Origin of the sequence: Providencia alcalifaciens, assembly GCF_020271745.1 — a bacterium.
In the GTDB taxonomy this organism is placed as follows: Bacteria; Pseudomonadota; Gammaproteobacteria; order Enterobacterales; family Enterobacteriaceae; genus Providencia; species Providencia alcalifaciens_B.
In genome coordinates, this window is record NZ_CP084296.1 from 2,640,769 (window position 1) to 2,659,065 (window position 18,297).

18 protein-coding genes, 3 tRNA genes and 4 other RNA genes are annotated in these 18,297 nt (G+C 42.7%); 23 read left to right on the forward strand and 2 right to left on the reverse strand.

The window, feature by feature from the left end; all coding sequences use genetic code 11:
• Positions 1-68: 68 nt before the first annotated feature.
• The 20 genes from sucC to LDO51_RS12225 all read left to right on the forward strand — a co-directional run bounded on the left by sucC (position 69) and on the right by LDO51_RS12225 (position 13,050).
• Positions 69-1,235, forward strand: coding sequence for an ADP-forming succinate--CoA ligase subunit beta (gene sucC, locus LDO51_RS12130; RefSeq protein WP_006660449.1), 1,167 nt, complete (start codon positions 69-71; stop codon positions 1,233-1,235).
• Positions 1,235-2,107, forward strand: a complete 873-nt coding sequence (gene sucD / locus LDO51_RS12135; RefSeq protein WP_036947794.1) for a succinate--CoA ligase subunit alpha — start codon at positions 1,235-1,237, stop codon at positions 2,105-2,107. The genes sucC and sucD overlap by 1 nt, the downstream gene beginning before the upstream one ends.
• 828 nt (positions 2,108-2,935) lie before the next feature.
• Positions 2,936-4,504, forward strand: coding sequence for a cytochrome ubiquinol oxidase subunit I (gene cydA, locus LDO51_RS12140; protein ID WP_225574766.1), 1,569 nt, complete (start codon positions 2,936-2,938; stop codon positions 4,502-4,504).
• Positions 4,505-4,518: 14 nt separating this feature from the next.
• Complete coding sequence (cydB, locus tag LDO51_RS12145) at positions 4,519-5,658, forward strand: cytochrome d ubiquinol oxidase subunit II (RefSeq protein ID WP_225574767.1); 1,140 nt, start codon at positions 4,519-4,521, stop codon at positions 5,656-5,658.
• A gap of 12 nt (positions 5,659-5,670) precedes the next feature.
• On the forward strand, positions 5,671-5,793 hold the full coding sequence (cydX, locus tag LDO51_RS12150; protein WP_006660445.1) for a cytochrome bd-I oxidase subunit CydX: 123 nt from the start codon (positions 5,671-5,673) through the stop codon (positions 5,791-5,793).
• 5 nt (positions 5,794-5,798) lie between these two features.
• A complete protein-coding gene (ybgE, locus tag LDO51_RS12155) occupies positions 5,799-6,086 on the forward strand; it encodes a cyd operon protein YbgE (protein ID WP_224060457.1) in 288 nt (95 codons plus the stop codon).
• 135 nt (positions 6,087-6,221) lie between these two features.
• Positions 6,222-6,617, forward strand: a complete 396-nt coding sequence (gene ybgC / locus LDO51_RS12160; RefSeq protein WP_036947785.1) for a tol-pal system-associated acyl-CoA thioesterase — start codon at positions 6,222-6,224, stop codon at positions 6,615-6,617.
• Complete coding sequence (tolQ, locus tag LDO51_RS12165) at positions 6,614-7,297, forward strand: Tol-Pal system protein TolQ (RefSeq protein ID WP_036947783.1); 684 nt, start codon at positions 6,614-6,616, stop codon at positions 7,295-7,297. Before ybgC ends, tolQ begins: the two co-directional genes overlap by 4 nt.
• 18 nt (positions 7,298-7,315) lie before the next feature.
• Complete coding sequence (gene tolR / locus LDO51_RS12170; RefSeq protein ID WP_224060459.1) at positions 7,316-7,741, forward strand: colicin uptake protein TolR; 426 nt, start codon at positions 7,316-7,318, stop codon at positions 7,739-7,741.
• 70 nt (positions 7,742-7,811) lie between these two features.
• Positions 7,812-8,930 (forward strand): cell envelope integrity protein TolA, encoded by a 1,119-nt coding sequence (gene tolA, locus LDO51_RS12175; RefSeq protein ID WP_225574768.1) that lies wholly within the window; start codon positions 7,812-7,814, stop codon positions 8,928-8,930.
• Positions 8,931-9,074: 144 nt separating this feature from the next.
• Entirely contained in the window at positions 9,075-10,367 is a 1,293-nt protein-coding gene (gene tolB / locus LDO51_RS12180) for a Tol-Pal system beta propeller repeat protein TolB (RefSeq protein WP_224060461.1), read from the forward strand.
• A gap of 42 nt (positions 10,368-10,409) precedes the next feature.
• On the forward strand, positions 10,410-10,907 hold the full coding sequence (pal, locus tag LDO51_RS12185; RefSeq protein ID WP_006660438.1) for a peptidoglycan-associated lipoprotein Pal: 498 nt from the start codon (positions 10,410-10,412) through the stop codon (positions 10,905-10,907).
• A gap of 22 nt (positions 10,908-10,929) precedes the next feature.
• Positions 10,930-11,712 (forward strand): cell division protein CpoB, encoded by a 783-nt coding sequence (gene cpoB, locus LDO51_RS12190; RefSeq protein WP_225574769.1) that lies wholly within the window; start codon positions 10,930-10,932, stop codon positions 11,710-11,712.
• Positions 11,713-11,915: 203 nt separating this feature from the next.
• Positions 11,916-11,991, forward strand: a tRNA-Lys gene (locus LDO51_RS12195).
• 181 nt (positions 11,992-12,172) lie between these two features.
• Positions 12,173-12,248, forward strand: a tRNA-Lys gene (locus LDO51_RS12200).
• 43 nt (positions 12,249-12,291) lie between these two features.
• Positions 12,292-12,367, forward strand: a tRNA-Lys gene (locus LDO51_RS12205).
• Positions 12,368-12,409: 42 nt separating this feature from the next.
• Positions 12,410-12,538: non-coding RNA, RtT sRNA (locus LDO51_RS12210), on the forward strand.
• Positions 12,539-12,580: 42 nt separating this feature from the next.
• A non-coding RNA gene (locus LDO51_RS12215) (RtT sRNA) lies at positions 12,581-12,709 on the forward strand.
• Positions 12,710-12,750: 41 nt separating this feature from the next.
• Positions 12,751-12,879: non-coding RNA, RtT sRNA (locus LDO51_RS12220), on the forward strand.
• A 42-nt stretch (positions 12,880-12,921) separates the two neighbouring features.
• Positions 12,922-13,050, forward strand: a non-coding RNA gene (locus tag LDO51_RS12225) — RtT sRNA.
• 49 nt (positions 13,051-13,099) lie between these two features.
• Here the strand turns inward: LDO51_RS12225 and LDO51_RS12230 are convergent.
• Positions 13,100-13,975: an aminoglycoside 6-adenylyltransferase gene (locus tag LDO51_RS12230; protein WP_225574770.1), complete on the reverse strand. Its 876-nt coding sequence runs from the start codon at positions 13,973-13,975 to the stop codon at positions 13,100-13,102.
• Positions 13,976-14,215: 240 nt separating this feature from the next.
• On the opposite strand from LDO51_RS12230, the gene nadA reads away from it, so the two are divergent.
• The 3 genes from nadA (at position 14,216) to aroG (ending at position 17,477) form a co-directional block, all read left to right on the forward strand.
• Positions 14,216-15,256 (forward strand): quinolinate synthase NadA, encoded by a 1,041-nt coding sequence (nadA, locus tag LDO51_RS12235; protein ID WP_225574771.1) that lies wholly within the window; start codon positions 14,216-14,218, stop codon positions 15,254-15,256.
• Between the two features lie 95 nt (positions 15,257-15,351).
• Positions 15,352-16,074 (forward strand): nicotinamide riboside transporter PnuC, encoded by a 723-nt coding sequence (gene pnuC / locus LDO51_RS12240; protein WP_225574772.1) that lies wholly within the window; start codon positions 15,352-15,354, stop codon positions 16,072-16,074.
• Between the two features lie 347 nt (positions 16,075-16,421).
• Positions 16,422-17,477: a 3-deoxy-7-phosphoheptulonate synthase AroG gene (gene aroG, locus LDO51_RS12245; RefSeq protein WP_225574773.1), complete on the forward strand. Its 1,056-nt coding sequence runs from the start codon at positions 16,422-16,424 to the stop codon at positions 17,475-17,477.
• Positions 17,478-17,547: 70 nt separating this feature from the next.
• Here aroG and LDO51_RS12250 read toward each other — a convergent pair whose 3' ends face one another.
• Positions 17,548-18,288: a hypothetical protein gene (locus LDO51_RS12250; protein WP_225574774.1), complete on the reverse strand. Its 741-nt coding sequence runs from the start codon at positions 18,286-18,288 to the stop codon at positions 17,548-17,550.
• Positions 18,289-18,297 lie beyond the last annotated feature (9 nt).

Consider the following 18,297-nt stretch of genomic DNA (forward strand, 5'->3'; position numbering starts at 1 on the left):
CTGCTAAATCTGTAACAATTGCAAGGGGCGATAAACGCTCCTCCAGACTCAATTATGGATAGAACATCATGAATTTACACGAGTATCAGGCAAAACAGCTTTTTACACGCTATGGTTTACCAGCACCAACTGGTTATGCCTGTTCATCAGTAGAAGAAGCAGTAGCTGCGGCGAAAAAAATCGGTAATGGTCCATGGGTTATCAAATGCCAAGTTCACGCAGGTGGACGTGGTAAAGCTGGTGGCGTAAAAGTTACAAAAGATATCAATGATATCCGTGAATTTGCTGAAAAATGGTTAGGTAAGAATCTGGTTACTTATCAAACTGATGCAAATGGTCAGCCAGTTAACCAAATTTTGGTTGAAAGCGCGACTGATATCGCTAAAGAACTGTATTTAGGTGCAGTCGTTGACCGTGGTACACGTCGTGTTGTATTCATGGCTTCAACTGAAGGCGGCGTCGAAATTGAAAAAGTTGCTGAAGAAACACCAGAGCTGATCCACAAAGCGGTTATCGATCCACTGACTGGCCCAATGCCATATCAAGGTCGTGAACTGGCATTCAAATTAGGCTTAACGGGTAAACAAGTTAGCCAATTCGCTAAAATCTTTATGGGCTTAGCGACCATGTTCTTAGAGCGCGATTTAGCGTTGATCGAAGTTAACCCATTGGTTATCAATACTGAAGGTGATTTAGTTTGTTTAGACGGTAAATTAGGCGTGGATAGTAACGCTCTGTATCGTCAAGCTGAAATGCGTGAAATGCACGACCCATCTCAAGAAGATGCGCGTGAAGCTCAAGCAGCTAAATGGGAACTTAACTACGTTGCTCTGGATGGTAATATCGGCTGTATGGTTAACGGTGCGGGCCTTGCAATGGGTACCATGGATATCGTTAAACTGCACGGCGGTGCGCCAGCTAACTTCCTTGACGTTGGTGGCGGTGCAACCAAAGAGCGCGTAACTGAAGCGTTTAAAATCATTCTTTCGGATAAGAGCGTTAAAGCTGTATTCGTAAATATTTTTGGTGGTATCGTTCGCTGTGACCTGATTGCAGACGGCATCATTGGTGCAGTAGAAGAAGTTGGCGTGAATGTACCAGTAGTTGTACGTTTAGAAGGTAACAATGCAGAGTTAGGTGCGAAAAAACTGGCAGACAGCGGCTTAAATATTATCGCTGCAAACAGCCTGACAGATGCAGCTAAGAAAGCAGTAGCAGCGGCGGAGGCTAAATAATGTCTATTTTAATCGATAAAAACACCAAAGTAATTTGCCAAGGATTCACTGGCGGTCAAGGTACTTTCCACTCCGAACAAGCTATTGCTTACGGTACAAAAATGGTTGGCGGTGTTACGCCAGGTAAAGGTGGTACAACTCACCTAGGTTTACCGGTATTTAATACTGTACGTGAAGCGGTAGAAGCAACGGGTGCAACTGCCTCTGTTATCTACGTGCCAGCACCATTTTGTAAGGATTCTATCCTTGAAGCGATTGATGCAGGTATCAAACTGATCATCACTATCACTGAAGGTATCCCTACATTGGATATGCTGACTGTTAAAGTGAAATTAGACGAAGCTGGCGTTCGTATGATTGGTCCTAACTGCCCAGGTGTTATCACTCCGGGCGAGTGCAAAATCGGTATCCAACCTGGCCACATTCATATGCCAGGTAAAGTTGGTATCGTTTCACGTTCAGGTACACTGACTTATGAAGCGGTAAAACAAACAACGGATGCAGGTTTAGGTCAATCAACTTGCGTTGGTATCGGTGGTGACCCAATTCCTGGTTCAAACTTTATCGATATCCTGAAATTATTCCAAGAAGACCCACAAACTGAAGCGATCGTAATGATCGGCGAAATCGGTGGTAACGCGGAAGAAGAAGCGGCGGCATACATCAAAGAGCACGTCACTAAGCCTGTTGTTGGCTATATCGCGGGTGTGACTGCACCTAAAGGTAAGCGTATGGGACATGCTGGTGCAATTATCGCAGGCGGTAAAGGTACTGCTGACGAGAAATTTGCAGCTTTAGAAGCGGCTGGTGTGAAAACTGTACGTAGCTTGGCTGATATCGGCGATGCAGTGAAGTCTATGCTAAACAAATAAGCGCAATATGAGCTTATAGCTCGTATAACGTAAGAGACGAAGCCCGTGCTTTCTAAGAAGCGCGGGTTTTTTTATGGCTAATGACTGTGCTTATTTCATGTAATTCCTACTAAAAGCATAAAATTTAGGATTTTTAGTGATTAATACTAAAATAAATCAGCATAAATAGTAAGTTTTGGGTAAGTTTATTATTGAATATGAAATAGCACAAAATGGGAAATAGTCTAATTTGATATTAGATCAATTTTTTTATTTTTAGATTATTTTGATTAACTGAATATAGGGCTTTTTCTACGATAATTATCTTTATTAATAAATAAAGTAATAATTTAGAAATAGACTGCTATTATAAATAAATAATCTTTTTTAGATTGAGAAAAACAAAAGTTATCATTTTGTTTTAATCTTATTAAAAAAGTAAAAAAACCCATATCAATTAAAATAACAGATAGTTAACAACTGGCTAACTATTATTTGAACCGGGACGAAATCAATTAACAAGTAAGGAAAAATTGACGTAAATCAATTTATTACTACTAGCTTTATTTGCCCAAATTGCTTAAATTGGTCCTCGATCAAATACTCATTTTTCTATTAAAGGGTATAATTATTGATATAACTTCAGAATTCAAATCTGAATCACGTAAAAGAAGTTTATTGTATGTGAAGATAGGCGTACTATTATTATGGTAGGTTTTTTCTTTTACTTTTGTTAATTATTTGTTGTTTTGAGGCATTTTTTGCTGGTAGTTAAGAGGCTTTCCTGTTTAACACTGGAAGCTGGGTTGCCGCAAGTCGGTGTCTTCCTGCTAGGAGCAAGGAGTCAAGATGTTTGATATTGTCGAACTGTCACGATTACAGTTTGCCTTAACTGCGATGTATCACTTCCTGTTCGTACCATTAACGCTCGGTATGGCGTTTTTGCTTGCGATTATGGAGACGGTATATGTGCTGTCTGGTAAACAAATTTATAAAGATATGACTAAGTTCTGGGGCAAGTTGTTTGGTATTAACTTCGCTCTGGGTGTTGCGACTGGTCTGACTATGGAGTTCCAATTTGGGACTAACTGGTCATACTACGCCCACTATGTTGGAGATATCTTCGGTGCGCCTCTGGCAATCGAAGGTCTGATGGCATTCTTCTTAGAATCTACCTTTGTTGGTTTATTCTTCTTTGGTTGGGATCGTTTAAGCAAAACTCAGCACCTTGCGGTGACTTGGTTAGTAGCTTTAGGTTCTAACTTCTCTGCGCTGTGGATTCTGGTTGCGAACGGTTGGATGCAAAACCCTATCGCAGCAGATTTCAACTACGAAACAATGCGTATGGAAATGGTTAGCTTCTCTGAGCTAGTCCTGAACCCGGTTGCGCAAGTTAAATTCGTTCACACAGTTGCTGCTGGTTATTGTACTGGTGCCATGTTCATTCTGGGTATCAGCTCTTACTATATGCTCAAAGGTCGTGACTTGGCATTCGCTAAGCGCTCTTTCGCGATTGCTGCAAGCTTTGGTATGGCTGCCGTTCTCTCTGTTATCGTTCTTGGTGATGAATCAGGTTACGAAATGGGCGACGTGCAGAAAACGAAGCTGGCCGCTGTTGAAGCAGAGTGGGAAACCCATGCGCCTCCAGCTGCATTTAACCTAATCGCATTCCCAAGCAATGAGAAACAAGAGAATACGTTCGCTATCTCGATTCCATGGGCGATGGGTATTATTGCAACGCGTTCTATCGATACACCAGTATTAGGTCTGAAAGATCTGATGAAGCAACACGAAGTCCGTATCCGTAACGGTATGGTTTCTTATGGTCAATTACAACAGCTGTTAGCTGGTGATAAGAGCCCAGAACTGCGTGCTGCGTTCGAAGCAAGTAAAAAAGATCTTGGCTATGGCCTTCTGTTAAAACAATACACACCAAACGTTGTTGATGCGACAGAAGAACAAATTCAGAAAGCGGTTAAAGACAGTATTCCTAATGTTGCACCACTATTCTGGGCATTCCGTATCATGGTTGCAGTTGGCTTCGCGTTACTGTTAATCATCGGTTGGGCATTCCTGTCAGTTGTTCGTAACCGTATTGGTAAGAGCAAACTGCTGCTTCGTCTGGCTCTGTTTGGTATTCCATTACCATGGATTGCTATTGAATCAGGCTGGTTTGTGGCTGAGTATGGTCGTCAACCGTGGGCAATTGGTGAAGTGTTACCGGTTTCGGTTGCACACTCTAACTTAACCCCACAAGACCTGATCTTCTCTATGGCTCTGATCTGTGGTCTGTATACACTGTTCTTGATTGCCGAAATGTTCTTAATGTTCAAATTCGCTCGTAAAGGGCCTAGCAGCCTGAAAACCGGTCGTTACCATTTTGAACAGAAAAATAGTTCAGCACACGACGTTCAGTAAACAGGAGTCCACTTATGTTTGATTATGAAGTTCTTCGATTTGTGTGGTGGATCCTTATCGGCGTACTGCTGATTGGATTTGCCGTCACGGATGGCTTTGACATGGGCGTAGGCTTCTTATTACCTATCTTAGGTAAAACAGATACTGAACGCCGCGTTATGATTAATGCTATTGCACCTCACTGGGATGGTAACCAAGTTTGGTTAATCACTGCGGGTGGTGCAATGTTCGCTGCATGGCCTCAGGTTTATGCTGCTGCATTCTCTGGCTTCTATGTTGCTATGATTTTGGTATTAGCTGCATTGTTCTTCCGTCCGGTTGGTTTCGACTACCGTTCTAAACTGGAGAACCCAAAATGGCGTAGCATGTGGGACTGGGGTCTGTTTATCGGTGGTTTCGTTCCTCCGTTAGTTATCGGTGTTGCGTTTGGTAACCTGTTACTGGGTGTTCCACTGCAAATCGATAACCAGCAGTATCTGACTTATACAGGTAACCTGTTTGGTCTGCTGAACCCATACGGTCTGTTGGCTGGTGTTGTCGGTTTAATGATGATTGTTACCCAAGGTGCAACTTATCTGCAAATGCGTACAACGGGTGAACTGCACTTACGTGTTCGTAAAGCAACTTATATCTGTGCGTTTATCACTCTAGCTGCTTTTGCTGGTGCTGGCGTATGGTTAGTGATGGGCATCGATGGTTATGTGGTAACTTCAACTATTGATACATTAAGCCCGTCTAACCCACTGAACAAAACTGTAGAAGTTGTTTCTGGTGCATGGTTAACTAACTTTAATACGTACCCAATCCTGTGGGCACTGCCTGGTCTGGGTCTGGCGCTACCACTGTTAACGATGATTGCTACTAAAGCAGATAAAAATGGTTGGGCGTTCCTGTTCTCATCATTGACTATCGCTTGCATTATCCTGACATGTGGTGTTGCGATGTTCCCATTCATCATGCCTTCAAGCATCATGCCAAATGCAAGCTTGACCATGTGGGATGCGACATCTAGCCTGTTCACCCTGCAAGTTATGACTGTTGTTGCTATCATTTTTGTTCCAATCGTTCTGGCTTACACCATTTGGTGTTACTACAAAATGTTTGGTCGTTTGGACAAAAATTTCATCGAAAGCAACAAGCATTCACTGTATTAAGGAGCATAACATATGTGGTATTTCGCCTGGATCCTCGGCACTCTGTTAGCTTGTAGTTTTGCAGTGATTGCAGCATTAGCTCTTGAGCACTCAGAAAGTGCAAAAGAAGCTAAAACAGCTAAAGATGGTGAGTAAATAGTATGCTGATGGATAAATCCTATCAGCTATTAGGAAAGGGCCCGATAAGGGCCCTTATCCTTATATTAGCTTTAGTAACCGCTGGTGCAGTAATGTGGGATCCTTCCCTTTTTGCAGCCAATACCAGTGCATTTCCTATCTGGCAAGGTCTTCTCATGATATGGGCAACTTGCAGCGCCATCATTTTTGGAGTGGGCTTCCTACCCAATAAATTGACGTGGCGAGTGCTGTTCCATCCATTACCTGCCGCCATCATTCTTATCTGGGGACTTGCAAAAGTCTTTAGTTAATCTAAATTCAGATTGTGGGTCATGCGACCCGCAATTATTTTTGATATCTTTACCTGCAAAGTGATTCCAAAGCGGCACTGTCTTGCGTATAGTGACACCGTTAATTAATTTAACCTAAGACGGAGTGGTTTTTTTATGTTATTTCGCTGGCCTGTTCGCGTGTATTATGAAGATACAGATGCGGGCGGAGTTGTATATCATGCACGTTATCTGGCTTTTTTTGAGCGGGCAAGAACGGAAATGTTGCGGAATAAAGGTATTAACCAACAAAGTTTACTCGCTGAGAACCTTGGTTTTGTCGTCCGTAGTATGACAATCGACTTTATTAAGGGGGCTCGGTTAGATGACCTGCTGGAAGTGGAAACGGAAGTCGTTGAAATAAAACGTGCGTCTTTACTTTTTCAGCAAAGGTTAGTTGATTTGCAAGGTAACTTGCTTTGTGGGGCGACAGCCCTAATTGCTTGTGTGGACACATCTAAAATGAAGCCGAAAGCGCTTCCTAAGTCTATTGTCGCGGAGTTTAAGCAGTGACTGACATGAATATCTTGGATTTATTCCTAAAAGCGAGCCTATTGGTTCAGCTGATTATGTTCGTTTTGATCGGTTTTTCTATTGCATCGTGGGCGATTATTATCCAGAGAACAAAAGTTTTAAATGCCGCCACGCGCGAAGCGGAAGCATTTGAAGATAAATTCTGGTCAGGTATCGAGCTGTCCCGCTTATATAAAGAAAGCCAAGCTCGCCGTGATGCATTAGGTGGTGCAGAGCAAATTTTTTACTCTGGCTTCAAAGAGTTTGTTCGCTTACATCAAGCTAATATTCATGCGCCAGATGCTGTAGTCACTGGTGCATCTCGTGCTATGCGCATTTCCATGAATCGTGAGTTGGAATCCGTTGAATCGCATATCCCATTTTTAGGTACCGTAGGGTCAATTAGCCCTTATATTGGTCTGTTTGGTACCGTTTGGGGGATCATGCACGCTTTCATCGCGCTGGGTGCGGTAAAACAAGCCACATTACAAATGGTTGCTCCGGGTATTGCGGAAGCACTGATCGCAACAGCAATCGGTCTATTTGCCGCAATTCCTGCTGTTATGGCGTATAACCGTTTAAACTTACGTGTGAATAAACTTGAGCAAAGCTACGATAACTTTATGGAAGAATTCCTCGCTATCTTGCATCGTCAAGCATTCTCGGCTGATAAGAAATAAGACGAGGGAGAAAAGCGAATGGCGCGCAATAGTAGACGCAAACGTGAGCTGAAATCCGAAATCAACATCGTTCCATTACTGGACGTATTGTTGGTGCTGTTGCTGATTTTCATGGCAACTGCACCCATTATTTCTCAGAGCGTGGAAGTTGATTTACCGGATGCAACAGATACCCAAACCGTCTCATCCAATGATAATCCACCGGTCATTTTAGAAGTGGCAGGGGTTGATCAATATAATTTATTGGTTGATGGTGAGCGCATGGAATTACTGCCACCTGAACAAATTTCAGCGGTCGCAAAAGAACAGTTAGAAAAAAATCCAAAAACGATTTTCCTAATTGGTGGTGCGAAAGAAGTTCCTTATGACGAAGTTATTAAGGCGCTGAATATGTTACACGGTGCCGGGATCAAATCTGTTGGTTTGATGACTCAACCTCTTTAATTTGCTGACGCCACTTTGCGAGTGGCGCGGATATAGTTGAAAAGAATCGATTCTTTTTTTGGAAACCAGAGTGGGAAAGACAAAAGAGAAACAGGATGACTTGAAGCGCTCATTAATGATGTCAATTGGATTGCACATCTTACTGGTCGCTTTAATTGTTATAGGCTCTTTAGTGACTGTCGTCCAACTTGGCGGCGGTGGGGAAGAGGGGACTGTCATTGATGCAGTGATGGTCGATCCAGGTGCAGTTGTTGAGCAATATAATCAATCTCAACAACAGCAAAAAAGCGCCCAACAAGCAGCTAAAGAGCGTAAAGAACAGCAACAAAAACAAGATGCTGAGCTAAGAGAAAAGCAAGAGCAGGAACAAAAACGTCTGCAAAAACTTGAAGAAGAGCGAATTCAAACTCAGCGAGAAACTGAACAACAGCAGAAACAAGCTGAAGAGCAGAAAAAACAAGCCTTAGACGCGGCTAAAAAAGCGAAGGAAGAGCAAAAAATAGCGGAAGAAGCCGCTGCTCAAGCCAAAGCTGAAAAAGAAAAACTCGTGAAAGAACAAGCGGCTGCGAAAGAAAAAGCTGACGCCCAAGCTAAGAAAGAAGCTGAAGCTGCTAAGGCTAAGGCAGAAAAAGAAGCTAAAGAAAAAGCGGAAGCCGACGCTAAAGCTAAAGCAGATAAAGAGGCTAAAGCAAAAGCTGAAAAAGAAGCTAAAGCTAAGGCAGATAAAGAAGCTAAAGAAAAAGCGGATAAAGAAGCTAAAGCAAAAGCAGCGAAAGCCAAAGCTGAAGCTGCGAAAAGCGCATCATCTGTTGATGATTTGCTGGGTGATTTAACTGCATCAGGGCCAAGCAAGCAAGGTGGACAAACAGCTGCGGGTAGCGGTGGTGGTAAAAAATCAGGCGCATCGAATGCTGATGTAGATAGCTATGCCGGTAAAATTAAGGCTGCTGTTCAAAGTAAATTCTATGATTCAGAAAGTTATCGTGGACGTACTTGTGAATTGCAATTGAAGTTAGCACCAGATGGATTATTGGTGAATATTTCACCGAAAAATAATCCAGCAAATGATCCCGCGTTATGTGAGGCGGCAATGAGAGCAGCAAAACTTGCGACTATGCCAAAACCACCTAGCAGAGAGGTCTATGATACGTTTAATAAATCGGGTAGCACATTGGTGTTTAAGCCTTGATTTTCAACAACTCAGAGCAGTCTGTATTGTAAATATTGAGGTGATGTAATAAATAGTTTGTGTGCTATCTAGTTTTGTTAGTATACCTTTGTTAAAATTCAGCGAATTATTGCGGTGATGAATATCGCAGTAAGGGAGATCAGGATGAAGCAGGCGTTTAAAATAGTTCTCGGGTTCTTAATGCTATGGGCTACTGTTGCTCAGGCAGAGATCCGTATTGAGATTACTGAAGGTGTTAACTCAGCTCAGCCAATCGGTGTTGTCCCATTTAAATGGGCTGGCGCGGGTGCGCCACCACAAGAAGTGGGCGGAATTGTCGGTGCTGATTTACGCAATAGTGGTAAATTTAACCCTATTGAACCAAGCCGCATGCCTCAGCAACCTGGCACGGCTTCTGAAGTGACGCCAGAAGCTTGGACTGCGTTAGGTATTAACGCGGTTGTTGTTGGTCAAGTTCAACCAGCAGCTGATGGTAGCTTTGTTGTTAGCTATCAGTTAGTGGATGTTGCCGCTAACCCAGGTGCAGTTTTAGCGCAAAACCAATTTAAAGTGACCAAAGATTGGTTACGCTATGCAGCGCATACTGCAAGTGATGAAGTATTTGAGAAATTGACTGGTATCCGTGGTGCTTTCCGTACGCGTATTGCTTACGTGGTGAAGACCAACGGCGGTCAATATCCGTTTGAATTACGAGTTTCTGATTATGACGGTTTTAACCAATTTACGGTTCACCGTTCGCCAGAACCTTTAATGTCGCCAGCTTGGTCACCAGATGGCCAAAAGATTGCGTACGTAACGTTTGAAAGTGGTAGTTCTGCGCTAGTTATCCAGACTCTATCAAGTGGTGCTGTTCGTCAGGTCGCATCATTCCCACGTCATAATGGGGCACCTGCATTCTCACCAGATGGGACTAAACTAGCTTTTGCTCTGTCTAAGACAGGCAGCCTGAATTTATATGTGATGGACTTAGGTAGTGGTCAAATTCGTCAAGTAACAGATGGTCGTAGTAACAATACTGAACCAAGCTGGATGCCGGATAGCCAAACTTTAGTTTATACCTCTGATCAGGCAGGACGTCCGCAGATTTATAAAATGAATATTAATGGTGGTAGTCCTGTTCGTGTCTCCTATGAAGGATCACAAAATCAGGATGCTGATGTAAGCCCGGATGGAACTTTCTTAGCGATGGTCAGCTCCGGGGGCGGTCAGCAGCATATCGCCAAACAGGATCTGGCAACGGGTAACGTTGAATATTTAACGTCAACGTTTCTAGATGAAACGCCGAGTATCGCACCTAACGGCACTATGGTAATTTATAGCTCCTCTCAAGGCTTGGGGACTATATTGCAGCTAGTTTCGACCGACGGGCGTTTCAAAGCGCGTCTTCCGGCAACCGATGGACAGGTTAAATTCCCTGCCTGGTCGCCGTATCTGTGATGCATAATAATAATGTGTGGCAAAATATTAAGGATCAAAACGATGCAACTGAATAAAGTGCTTAAAGGGCTGATGATCGCATTACCAATCATGGCAGTCGCAGCTTGTAGCTCTAACAAAAACAACGACCAAACTGGTGACGATTCTTCTATGAATCAAACTAACACTGGTCTGTCTGCGGAAGAGCTGGCACGTCAGCAAATGGAACAACTGCAACAGAACAACACTGTTTACTTTGGTTTCGATAAATACAACGTATCTCCAGAGTACGCTGAAATGTTAGATGCACACGCAGCATTCCTGCGTAGCAACCCATCTGTACGTGTTGTTGTTGAAGGCCATGCGGATGAGCGCGGTACTCCAGAATACAACATCGCACTGGGCGAGCGTCGTGCTAACGCAGTTAAAATGTATCTGCAAAGCAAAGGCGTTTCAGGTGACCAAGTTTCACTGGTTTCTTACGGTAAAGAAAAACCAGCTGTGTTAGGTCACACTGAAGCAGACTACGCGAAAAACCGTCGTGCAGTCATTGCATACTAATAGATAAGCGAAATTATCTATTATGAACAGTAACTTCAGACAATTACTAGTTGGTCTGTCGTTATTGGTTGGCGTAGCGACCCCTTGGGTCGCTATTGCCCAAGCGCCAATCAACAATGTCGGATCGGGTTCTTCCGCAGACCGCCTCACTCAACTTGAGACAGCTGTTAGCTCTCAAGGTCAAATCATTTATCAAATCCAGCAGCAATTAGCTGATAACCAACGTGATATTGATATGTTACGTGGACAGATTCAAGAAAGTGAATACAAATTGAATCAGGTTGTTGAACGCCAAAAAGATTTGTACATGCAATTAGACAAAGCGAGTGGTGGTGATTCTTCAAGCTCTTCAGATGCAACTGATACTAGTGCATCAAATGCGCAATCATCTTCTTCAGATACGCCAGCTGCAAGTTCCGGTGGTAATGAAAAAGATGATTACAACGCAGCTGTTAAGTTGGCGATGGAAAGTAAGTCCAAAGCACAGATTGACGAAGCGATTGGTGCATTGCAAGGATTTATCAAAGCATATCCAAAATCTGGATATCAATCGAATGCCAACTATTGGCTAGGACAGTTAAACTACAACAAAGGTAGCAAGGATGACGCCGCATTCTACTTTGCCACTGTAGTTAAGCAGTATCCAAAGTCTCAAAAAAGCAGTGAAGCCTTATTTAAAGTGGGCTTGATCATGCAAGATAAGGGACAGAAAGATAAAGCGAAGGCTGTTTATCAGCAGGTATTACAACAATACCCAAATAGTTCTGGTGCAAAACTTGCAGAGAAGAAACTCAGTACACTGTAATTGATAGCCCCGAAGCGATGTAGCCGAATATTTCGGGGTTATCCGTATGTTTAGTGTGCACTTAATCTTTTTTTTTAAAAAAACCATTGCACCCTCGTCAGAAATCAGTAATATAAGCCGCCGTTGATACGAGAATACGTTCAGTTAGAAAACTAACAAAATTTAGTTTTGTAGCAGTATCAATGAGATTGAATATTTTAGATGGGTCGTTAGCTCAGTTGGTAGAGCAGTTGACTTTTAATCAATTGGTCGCAGGTTCGAATCCTGCACGACCCACCATCTAAAAGCAGTAAACAATTCAAGCAGTACAGATAGTTTAAGATGGGGCGTTAGCTCAGTTGGTAGAATTGTTAACTGTTAATAAGATGGTTGCAGGTTCAACCCGCAGGGTGAGACCGAAGGTTGAAGAATCCTGTACGTTCTCGGCATTTTATTAGTACAGAAAATCAAGAAATTAGATGGGTCGTTAGCTCAGTTGGTAGAGCAGTTGACTTTTAATCAATTGGTCGCAGGTTCGAATCCTGCACGACCCACCATCTAAAAGTAATAAACAATTCAAGTAGTTAGATTTCCAAAGATGGGTCGTTAGCTCAGTTGGTAGAGCAGTTGACTTTTAATCAATTGGTCGCAGGTTCGAATCCTGCACGACCCACCATCTCAAGTAACCCCCCCAATCCCAAACAACTCTGTCATTTGCATATTGTACGTTGAGTGCAGGTGAGAAGCTGCGTTCAGGTTCGAGCCGAGCGAAGCGAGACAGCGTTGCGCTTGCCGCAACGACCCGAAGGGCGAGGGCAAAGCCCGAGTAATCCTGCACGACCCACCATCTCAAGTAACCCCCCCAATCCCAAACAACTCTGTCGTTTGCATATTGTACGTTGAGTGCAGGTGAGAAGCTGCGTTCAGGTTCGAGCCGAGCGAAGCGAGACAGCGTTGCGCTTGTCGCAACGACCCGAAGGGCGAGGGCAAAGCCCGAGTAATCCTGCACGACCCACCATCTCAAGTAAATCCCCAATCCCAAACAACTCTGTCATTTGCATATTGTACGTTGAGTGCAGGTGAGAAGCTGCGTTCAGGTTCGAGCCGAGCGAAGCGAGACAGCGTTGCGCTTATCGCAACGACCCGAAGGGCGAGGGCAAAGCCCGAGTAATCCTGCACGACCCACCATCTCAAGTAAATTTCTCAATCCCAAACAACTCTGTCATTTGCATATTGTACGTTGAGTGCAGGTGAGAAGCTGCGTTCAGGTTCGAGCCGAGCGAAGCGAGACAGCGTTGCGCTTGTCGCAACGACCCGAAGGGCGAGGGCAAAGCCCAAGTAATCCTGCACGACCCACCATCTTAAGTACCCCTAAAAAACTAGCATTCCCTCGCCAGCCTAATACCATTTATTCCAGATTTTCAGGAATTAACCCATTATCCTTTAAGATCCCGATAACGATTTCTTGTACTTTTAAGCCCATTGCTCGGTTATCTTGATAACCAAACAGTTTACTGGCCTTAATCATCGCTTCCATAAAATGATCCATCAAGGAATGCAGAGATAATGCAGCTTTTTTCGCAGTACCGCAGTCAAAAATCGTTTCAGTTGCTTGAATAACACGTTCAGGCATCCATTGTTGGTAATGTTTACCATTATACCAAACATCATGTTGTGTATTTCCATGAGCAACAGTTTGCTCAAGTAAACTGAGAAAGAAGCGTTTCATGTCATTACTTCTTGACCAAGCGCTCCATAGTTCATTACGTGTTAATGCAATTGCCACTTGGTGAGCTTCAAACCAAAAATCCGTAACCAGTTCATTAAACTGATGCTCACTTAACGGTGCAGGTTTTAATACGCTAGGATTAGGCGACGGTAGTGCATCCGTGATCCCGGTTTTATCTAACAGCACCATAAAACCACGAGAGTAAGTGCGATCTAACCCATGTTGCTGCATTTTGAGTAATCGAGAAGGTTCTGCAAATGTAAAATCAACTTTGCGCCCTTCTTCATAAATCACTAAGCAGGTGGGGTTTTCTGGCTCATTTTCACCACCATTTTCTAAATGTAATGCGATTAATGGATTGGCAATAAGGCTAACCCATTGCTTATCATTGAAAAGCGCAGTCACACCATGACCAATGAGCTCAATATCAATGTCTGAATAGCCATCGATGTCAAATTCTCGCCCTCTAGAGCCGGTCAGTATGACAGCTTCGATTCTAGGTTCGAGTAATGAAATAGAAATTATTTTATTTAATAGCGTTGCAGGTGATTCCATAACTAACCTATTGGAGTTAACAGGAGCCGCTAAGATACCGACAAATGAGGATAAAAGCGAAAAACAAATAGTGAAAAAGGGCGCTACTGTAAAATCATTCGATCATTAGGTGAAAAGGTTGGAGACATCTTAGCCAAACAAGGGTATCTTGTTTAGTATATAAAACAAAAATATGCAGAATTAGGGTTTTTATGAATATTTTTGCGCATAAAATAACTTTCTGCTAAACAGAGGCGAGAAATGAGCGAGTTTATCGATTTTGACCATGCTGTTTATCCTTTTCCTCCTAAGCCAGCACGGTTAACTCCCGATCAAAAAGCATTTTATCGTGAGCATATTAAGCAATTATTGGTCGAAAGAAATGCGGTGATTGTAGCCCATTACTACACTGATCCTGAAATACAAGCATTAGCTGAAGAAACAGGTGGCTGTGTTGCTGACTCCCTTGAAATGGCGCGTTTTGGCGCTCGACATGATGCATCAACCCTTGTTGTTGCGGGCGTACGATTTATGGGGGAAACAGCCAAAATCCTAAGCCCAGAAAAAAATGTCTTGATGCCAACACTCGACGCACAATGCTCGCTGGATATTGGCTGCCCAGATGAAGAATTTGCCCGCTTTTGTGATGCTCATCCAGACAGAACCGTGGTGGTGTATGCGAACACGTCAGCGGCTGTAAAAGCCCGTGCAGACTGGGTCGTGACCTCCAGTATTGCAGTGGAGCTGATTGAACACTTAGACAGCCTTGGAGAAAAGATCATTTGGGCGCCGGATAAGCACTTAGGGCGTTATGTGCAACAACAAACGGGCGCGGATATTTTGTGTTGGCAAGGGGCCTGTATCGTTCACGATGAATTTAAGACCCAATCATTAGAGAAAATGAAAGCCATGTATCCTGAAGCGGCGGTACTGGTTCATCCTGAGTCGCCTCAAGCCATTGTAGATTTAGCGGATGCTGTCGGTTCAACTAGTCAACTGATTAAAGCTGCACAAACTTTGTCTAATCCATCCATGATAGTGGCAACCGATAAGGGCATTTTTTATAAAATGCAGCAAGCATGCCCAGATAAGTCACTGTATATCGCTCCAACGGCAGGTGAGGGTGCAACATGCCGTACTTGTGCTCATTGTCCTTGGATGGCGATGAATGGCTTACAGGCAATTACAGCGGCTTTAGAAGGTAATGGTCTCGAACATCAAATTCATGTAGATACACAGCTGCGTGAAAAAGCCCTATTACCACTAGATAAAATGCTAAAGTTTGCAGAAAGTCTAAAATAATAACGAAGAGTGAGTGGTTTAATTTTAAATAAGTTAACCGTGTGATATTGATGAGCAATGCTATTTTAACGATGAATGATAAATAGGATTTAAAAATGGAGTTTTTTAGCACCGCAAATACGTTAGTGCAGATCCCTGTATGGGGAACGGTTTATGACCTTTCGTATATTGAAGCTGTTGGCACAATAGCGGGTTTATTGTGCATTCTATTGGCAAGCTTTGAAAAAACCATTAACTACTTGTTTGGTCTCATTAACGTGACCTTATTTGCAGTGATTTTTTTTCAAATTCAGTTATATGCTAATTTGCTTTTACAGGTATTTTTCTTCGGAGCCAATATTTATGGTTGGTATGCGTGGAGTCGAGTATCAAACTCCCAAGAAGCAGAATTGAAAATCCGCTGGCTAAGCCTTCCTAAAGCGTTAGTAACGCTGGTCATTTCAGTTTTAGCTATTATTTTCCTCACCTTTAATATTGATGCTGTATTTGGACGTCTTGCTGCTTGGGCGGTTGAATTATTAAACCTCTTTGGTGCTAATTTAACTTTACCAACATTAGACCCAGATGCTTTCCCATTCTGGGATTCCACAATGACAGTGTTATCTGTAGTTGCGATGATTTTAATGACCCGCAAGTATGTCGAAAACTGGCTACTTTGGGTGGTAATTAACGTTATTAGCATTGTGATTTTCTTTATCCAAGGCGTTTATGCAATGTCGCTGGAATATTTAATTCTACTTGGCATCGCATTGAATGGTTCTCGGTTGTGGATCAAATCTGCAAAAGAAAATGGTTCAACGGCGCTATCTCGTGATTAAGCATTTTATTGAGACTGTGCTTGTTGAAGCTATAGCTCAATAGGAAAAAATGCAAAAAACGGCTAAAGTAACATCATCGTTATTTAGCCGTTTCTTTATATTTTTACTCTGCATTATCCCTCAACTGTTTAGCTATTGTGCTAGATATCACTGTTTCACCTCATTTTATAATCAGAAGCGGAATAATGAGTGATTATCTCGCTATTTTGGCTGTTTACAGATGGCTAGGGAACAGTTAGATTGAAAATTCGATACCTGTCGCATTTTAAGTTAATTGTTAGCTATTGAGACTCAAAAAGGTATGTAATTCAACTTTAGGAAAAATAATAAACATTGGATATACCAGTATGAACTATCAGAACGATGACGTCAGAGTAAAACAAATCAAAGAATTATTACCCCCTATTGCACTGCTTGAAAAATTTCCAGCAACCGATAAAGCGGCGTTTACCGTTCATGAAGCTCGTCATGCTATTCATAATATCCTAGTAGGGAAAGATGACCGTCTAGTCGTTGTCATTGGTCCATGTTCTATTCATGATACAAAAGCGGCTTTGGAATATGCTGAGCGCTTGAAAAAACTTCGTGAAGAGTTAAAAGATTCTTTAGAAATTGTGATGCGTGTTTATTTTGAAAAACCACGTACGACGGTTGGTTGGAAAGGGTTAATTAACGATCCTCATATGGATCACAGTTTTGATATTAACGAAGGCTTACGTATTGCGCGTGAACTGTTGCTAACGATTAATGACCAAGGCTTACCAACAGCAGGTGAATTCCTCGATGTGATCAGCCCACAATATGTGGCTGATCTAATGAGCTGGGGTGCTATTGGTGCGCGTACCACTGAATCACAAATCCACCGTGAATTAGCATCCGGTTTATCTTGCCCTGTTGGGTTTAAAAACGGAACCGATGGCACGATTAAAATTGCGATTGATGCCATTAACTCAGCACGCTCGGCACACAGTTTCTTATCTGTCACTAAATGGGGGCACTCAGCGATTGTGAATACAAGTGGAAATCCTGATTGCCATATTATTTTACGTGGCGGTAAAACGCCAAATTACAGCGCTGAACATGTTAAAGATGTACGTGAAGGGCTGACCAATGCAGGGCTTATCCCAAGTATTATGATCGACTTTAGCCATGCTAACAGCAGCAAGAAGTTTGAAAAACAGATGGAAGTTGCAACGGATGTCAGCGCACAGCTGAGCAATGGCGACCGCTCAATTACGGGCGTGATGATCGAAAGCCACTTAGTTGAAGGTAACCAGAATTTAGAATCAGGCGAGCTTTTGGTTTACGGTAAGAGTGTCACGGATGCGTGTATTGGTTGGGATGATACCGAAAAAGTATTGCGTCAGTTATCGGATGCGGTGATTGCTCGTCGTCAAAAGTAATCCATAAAATACAAATTTGATAGCATGAATGAAAGCCAGTTCGTTGTTCTAGGAACTGGCTTTTTTGTGACTATTTTTGCACTCTGCTTAATAATTTTTCAATATTTGCCTGATCTTCAGAAGTCATATTGGCAGGATTGGCTGAGAGCTGAATGTCTGAACCTTCCACTTTAGCGGTGAAAAATAATTTTCCTTTTTCACTTTTTACGTAGAACACATCTTTGAGTGGAATACGGTAACAATAAGCAAAGATATTTGGGCGAATATAGAAATGTGCATCTTTGATAGCCAAGTAGGTCGTGGTACTGGCTTTTTTACCAAAGAAACCTAAGAGAATTGCCAGTACGAATAAAAACATGCCTAGGCTTTGGCTTAAGACAATCAATACAATACCTAAAATCGCAATCGGGAATACCATCATTGTATTGCTGCGTTTATTCATCGGGATACTGACGTCGAAAGGCACATTAATGGTGGTATCAAATGGCGTGAGTTGGTGGTAACGCCAGCGAATGGCAGAAAAAACCATACCCATCGCAAACACAATAGTAATTGGCATGAGCGCGACACTGCTGACTATCGCAAGAACAATAGCGAATGTAGGTTTATAATTGAGAACCATCATGCTGACGATTTGCAGTGGGAAGCTGACACACGCAATAATCATCAATGTTCTCATCAAATCAGGGTTGGAACTACCCGCAGGTCCTTCAAGAGTCATTTCCCCGGTTTGTAGCATATACAGTAGCGCACCTAAAATACTGGCGCTGAGGATTAGCCCCACCCAGACATAAAGATTAAACTTATTCATTTTTTGGAT

Excerpts from the sequence above, each read along its gene's own strand:
- sucC (WP_006660449.1), top strand. The coding sequence starts at position 69 with ATGAATTTACACGAGTATCAGGCAAAACAGCTTTTTACACGCTATGGT.
- sucD (WP_036947794.1), top strand. The coding sequence starts at position 1,235 with ATGTCTATTTTAATCGATAAAAACACCAAAGTAATTTGCCAAGGATTC.
- cydA (WP_225574766.1), top strand. The coding sequence starts at position 2,936 with ATGTTTGATATTGTCGAACTGTCACGATTACAGTTTGCCTTAACTGCG.
- cydB (WP_225574767.1), top strand. The coding sequence starts at position 4,519 with ATGTTTGATTATGAAGTTCTTCGATTTGTGTGGTGGATCCTTATCGGC.
- cydX (WP_006660445.1), top strand. The coding sequence starts at position 5,671 with ATGTGGTATTTCGCCTGGATCCTCGGCACTCTGTTAGCTTGTAGTTTT.
- ybgE (WP_224060457.1), top strand. The coding sequence starts at position 5,799 with ATGCTGATGGATAAATCCTATCAGCTATTAGGAAAGGGCCCGATAAGG.
- ybgC (WP_036947785.1), top strand. The coding sequence starts at position 6,222 with ATGTTATTTCGCTGGCCTGTTCGCGTGTATTATGAAGATACAGATGCG.
- tolR (WP_224060459.1), top strand. The coding sequence starts at position 7,316 with ATGGCGCGCAATAGTAGACGCAAACGTGAGCTGAAATCCGAAATCAAC.
- tolB (WP_224060461.1), top strand. The coding sequence starts at position 9,075 with ATGAAGCAGGCGTTTAAAATAGTTCTCGGGTTCTTAATGCTATGGGCT.
- pal (WP_006660438.1), top strand. The coding sequence starts at position 10,410 with ATGCAACTGAATAAAGTGCTTAAAGGGCTGATGATCGCATTACCAATC.
- cpoB (WP_225574769.1), top strand. The coding sequence starts at position 10,930 with ATGAACAGTAACTTCAGACAATTACTAGTTGGTCTGTCGTTATTGGTT.
- LDO51_RS12230 (WP_225574770.1), bottom strand. The coding sequence starts at position 13,975 with ATGGAATCACCTGCAACGCTATTAAATAAAATAATTTCTATTTCATTA.
- nadA (WP_225574771.1), top strand. The coding sequence starts at position 14,216 with ATGAGCGAGTTTATCGATTTTGACCATGCTGTTTATCCTTTTCCTCCT.
- pnuC (WP_225574772.1), top strand. The coding sequence starts at position 15,352 with ATGGAGTTTTTTAGCACCGCAAATACGTTAGTGCAGATCCCTGTATGG.
- aroG (WP_225574773.1), top strand. The coding sequence starts at position 16,422 with ATGAACTATCAGAACGATGACGTCAGAGTAAAACAAATCAAAGAATTA.
- LDO51_RS12250 (WP_225574774.1), bottom strand. The coding sequence starts at position 18,288 with ATGAATAAGTTTAATCTTTATGTCTGGGTGGGGCTAATCCTCAGCGCC.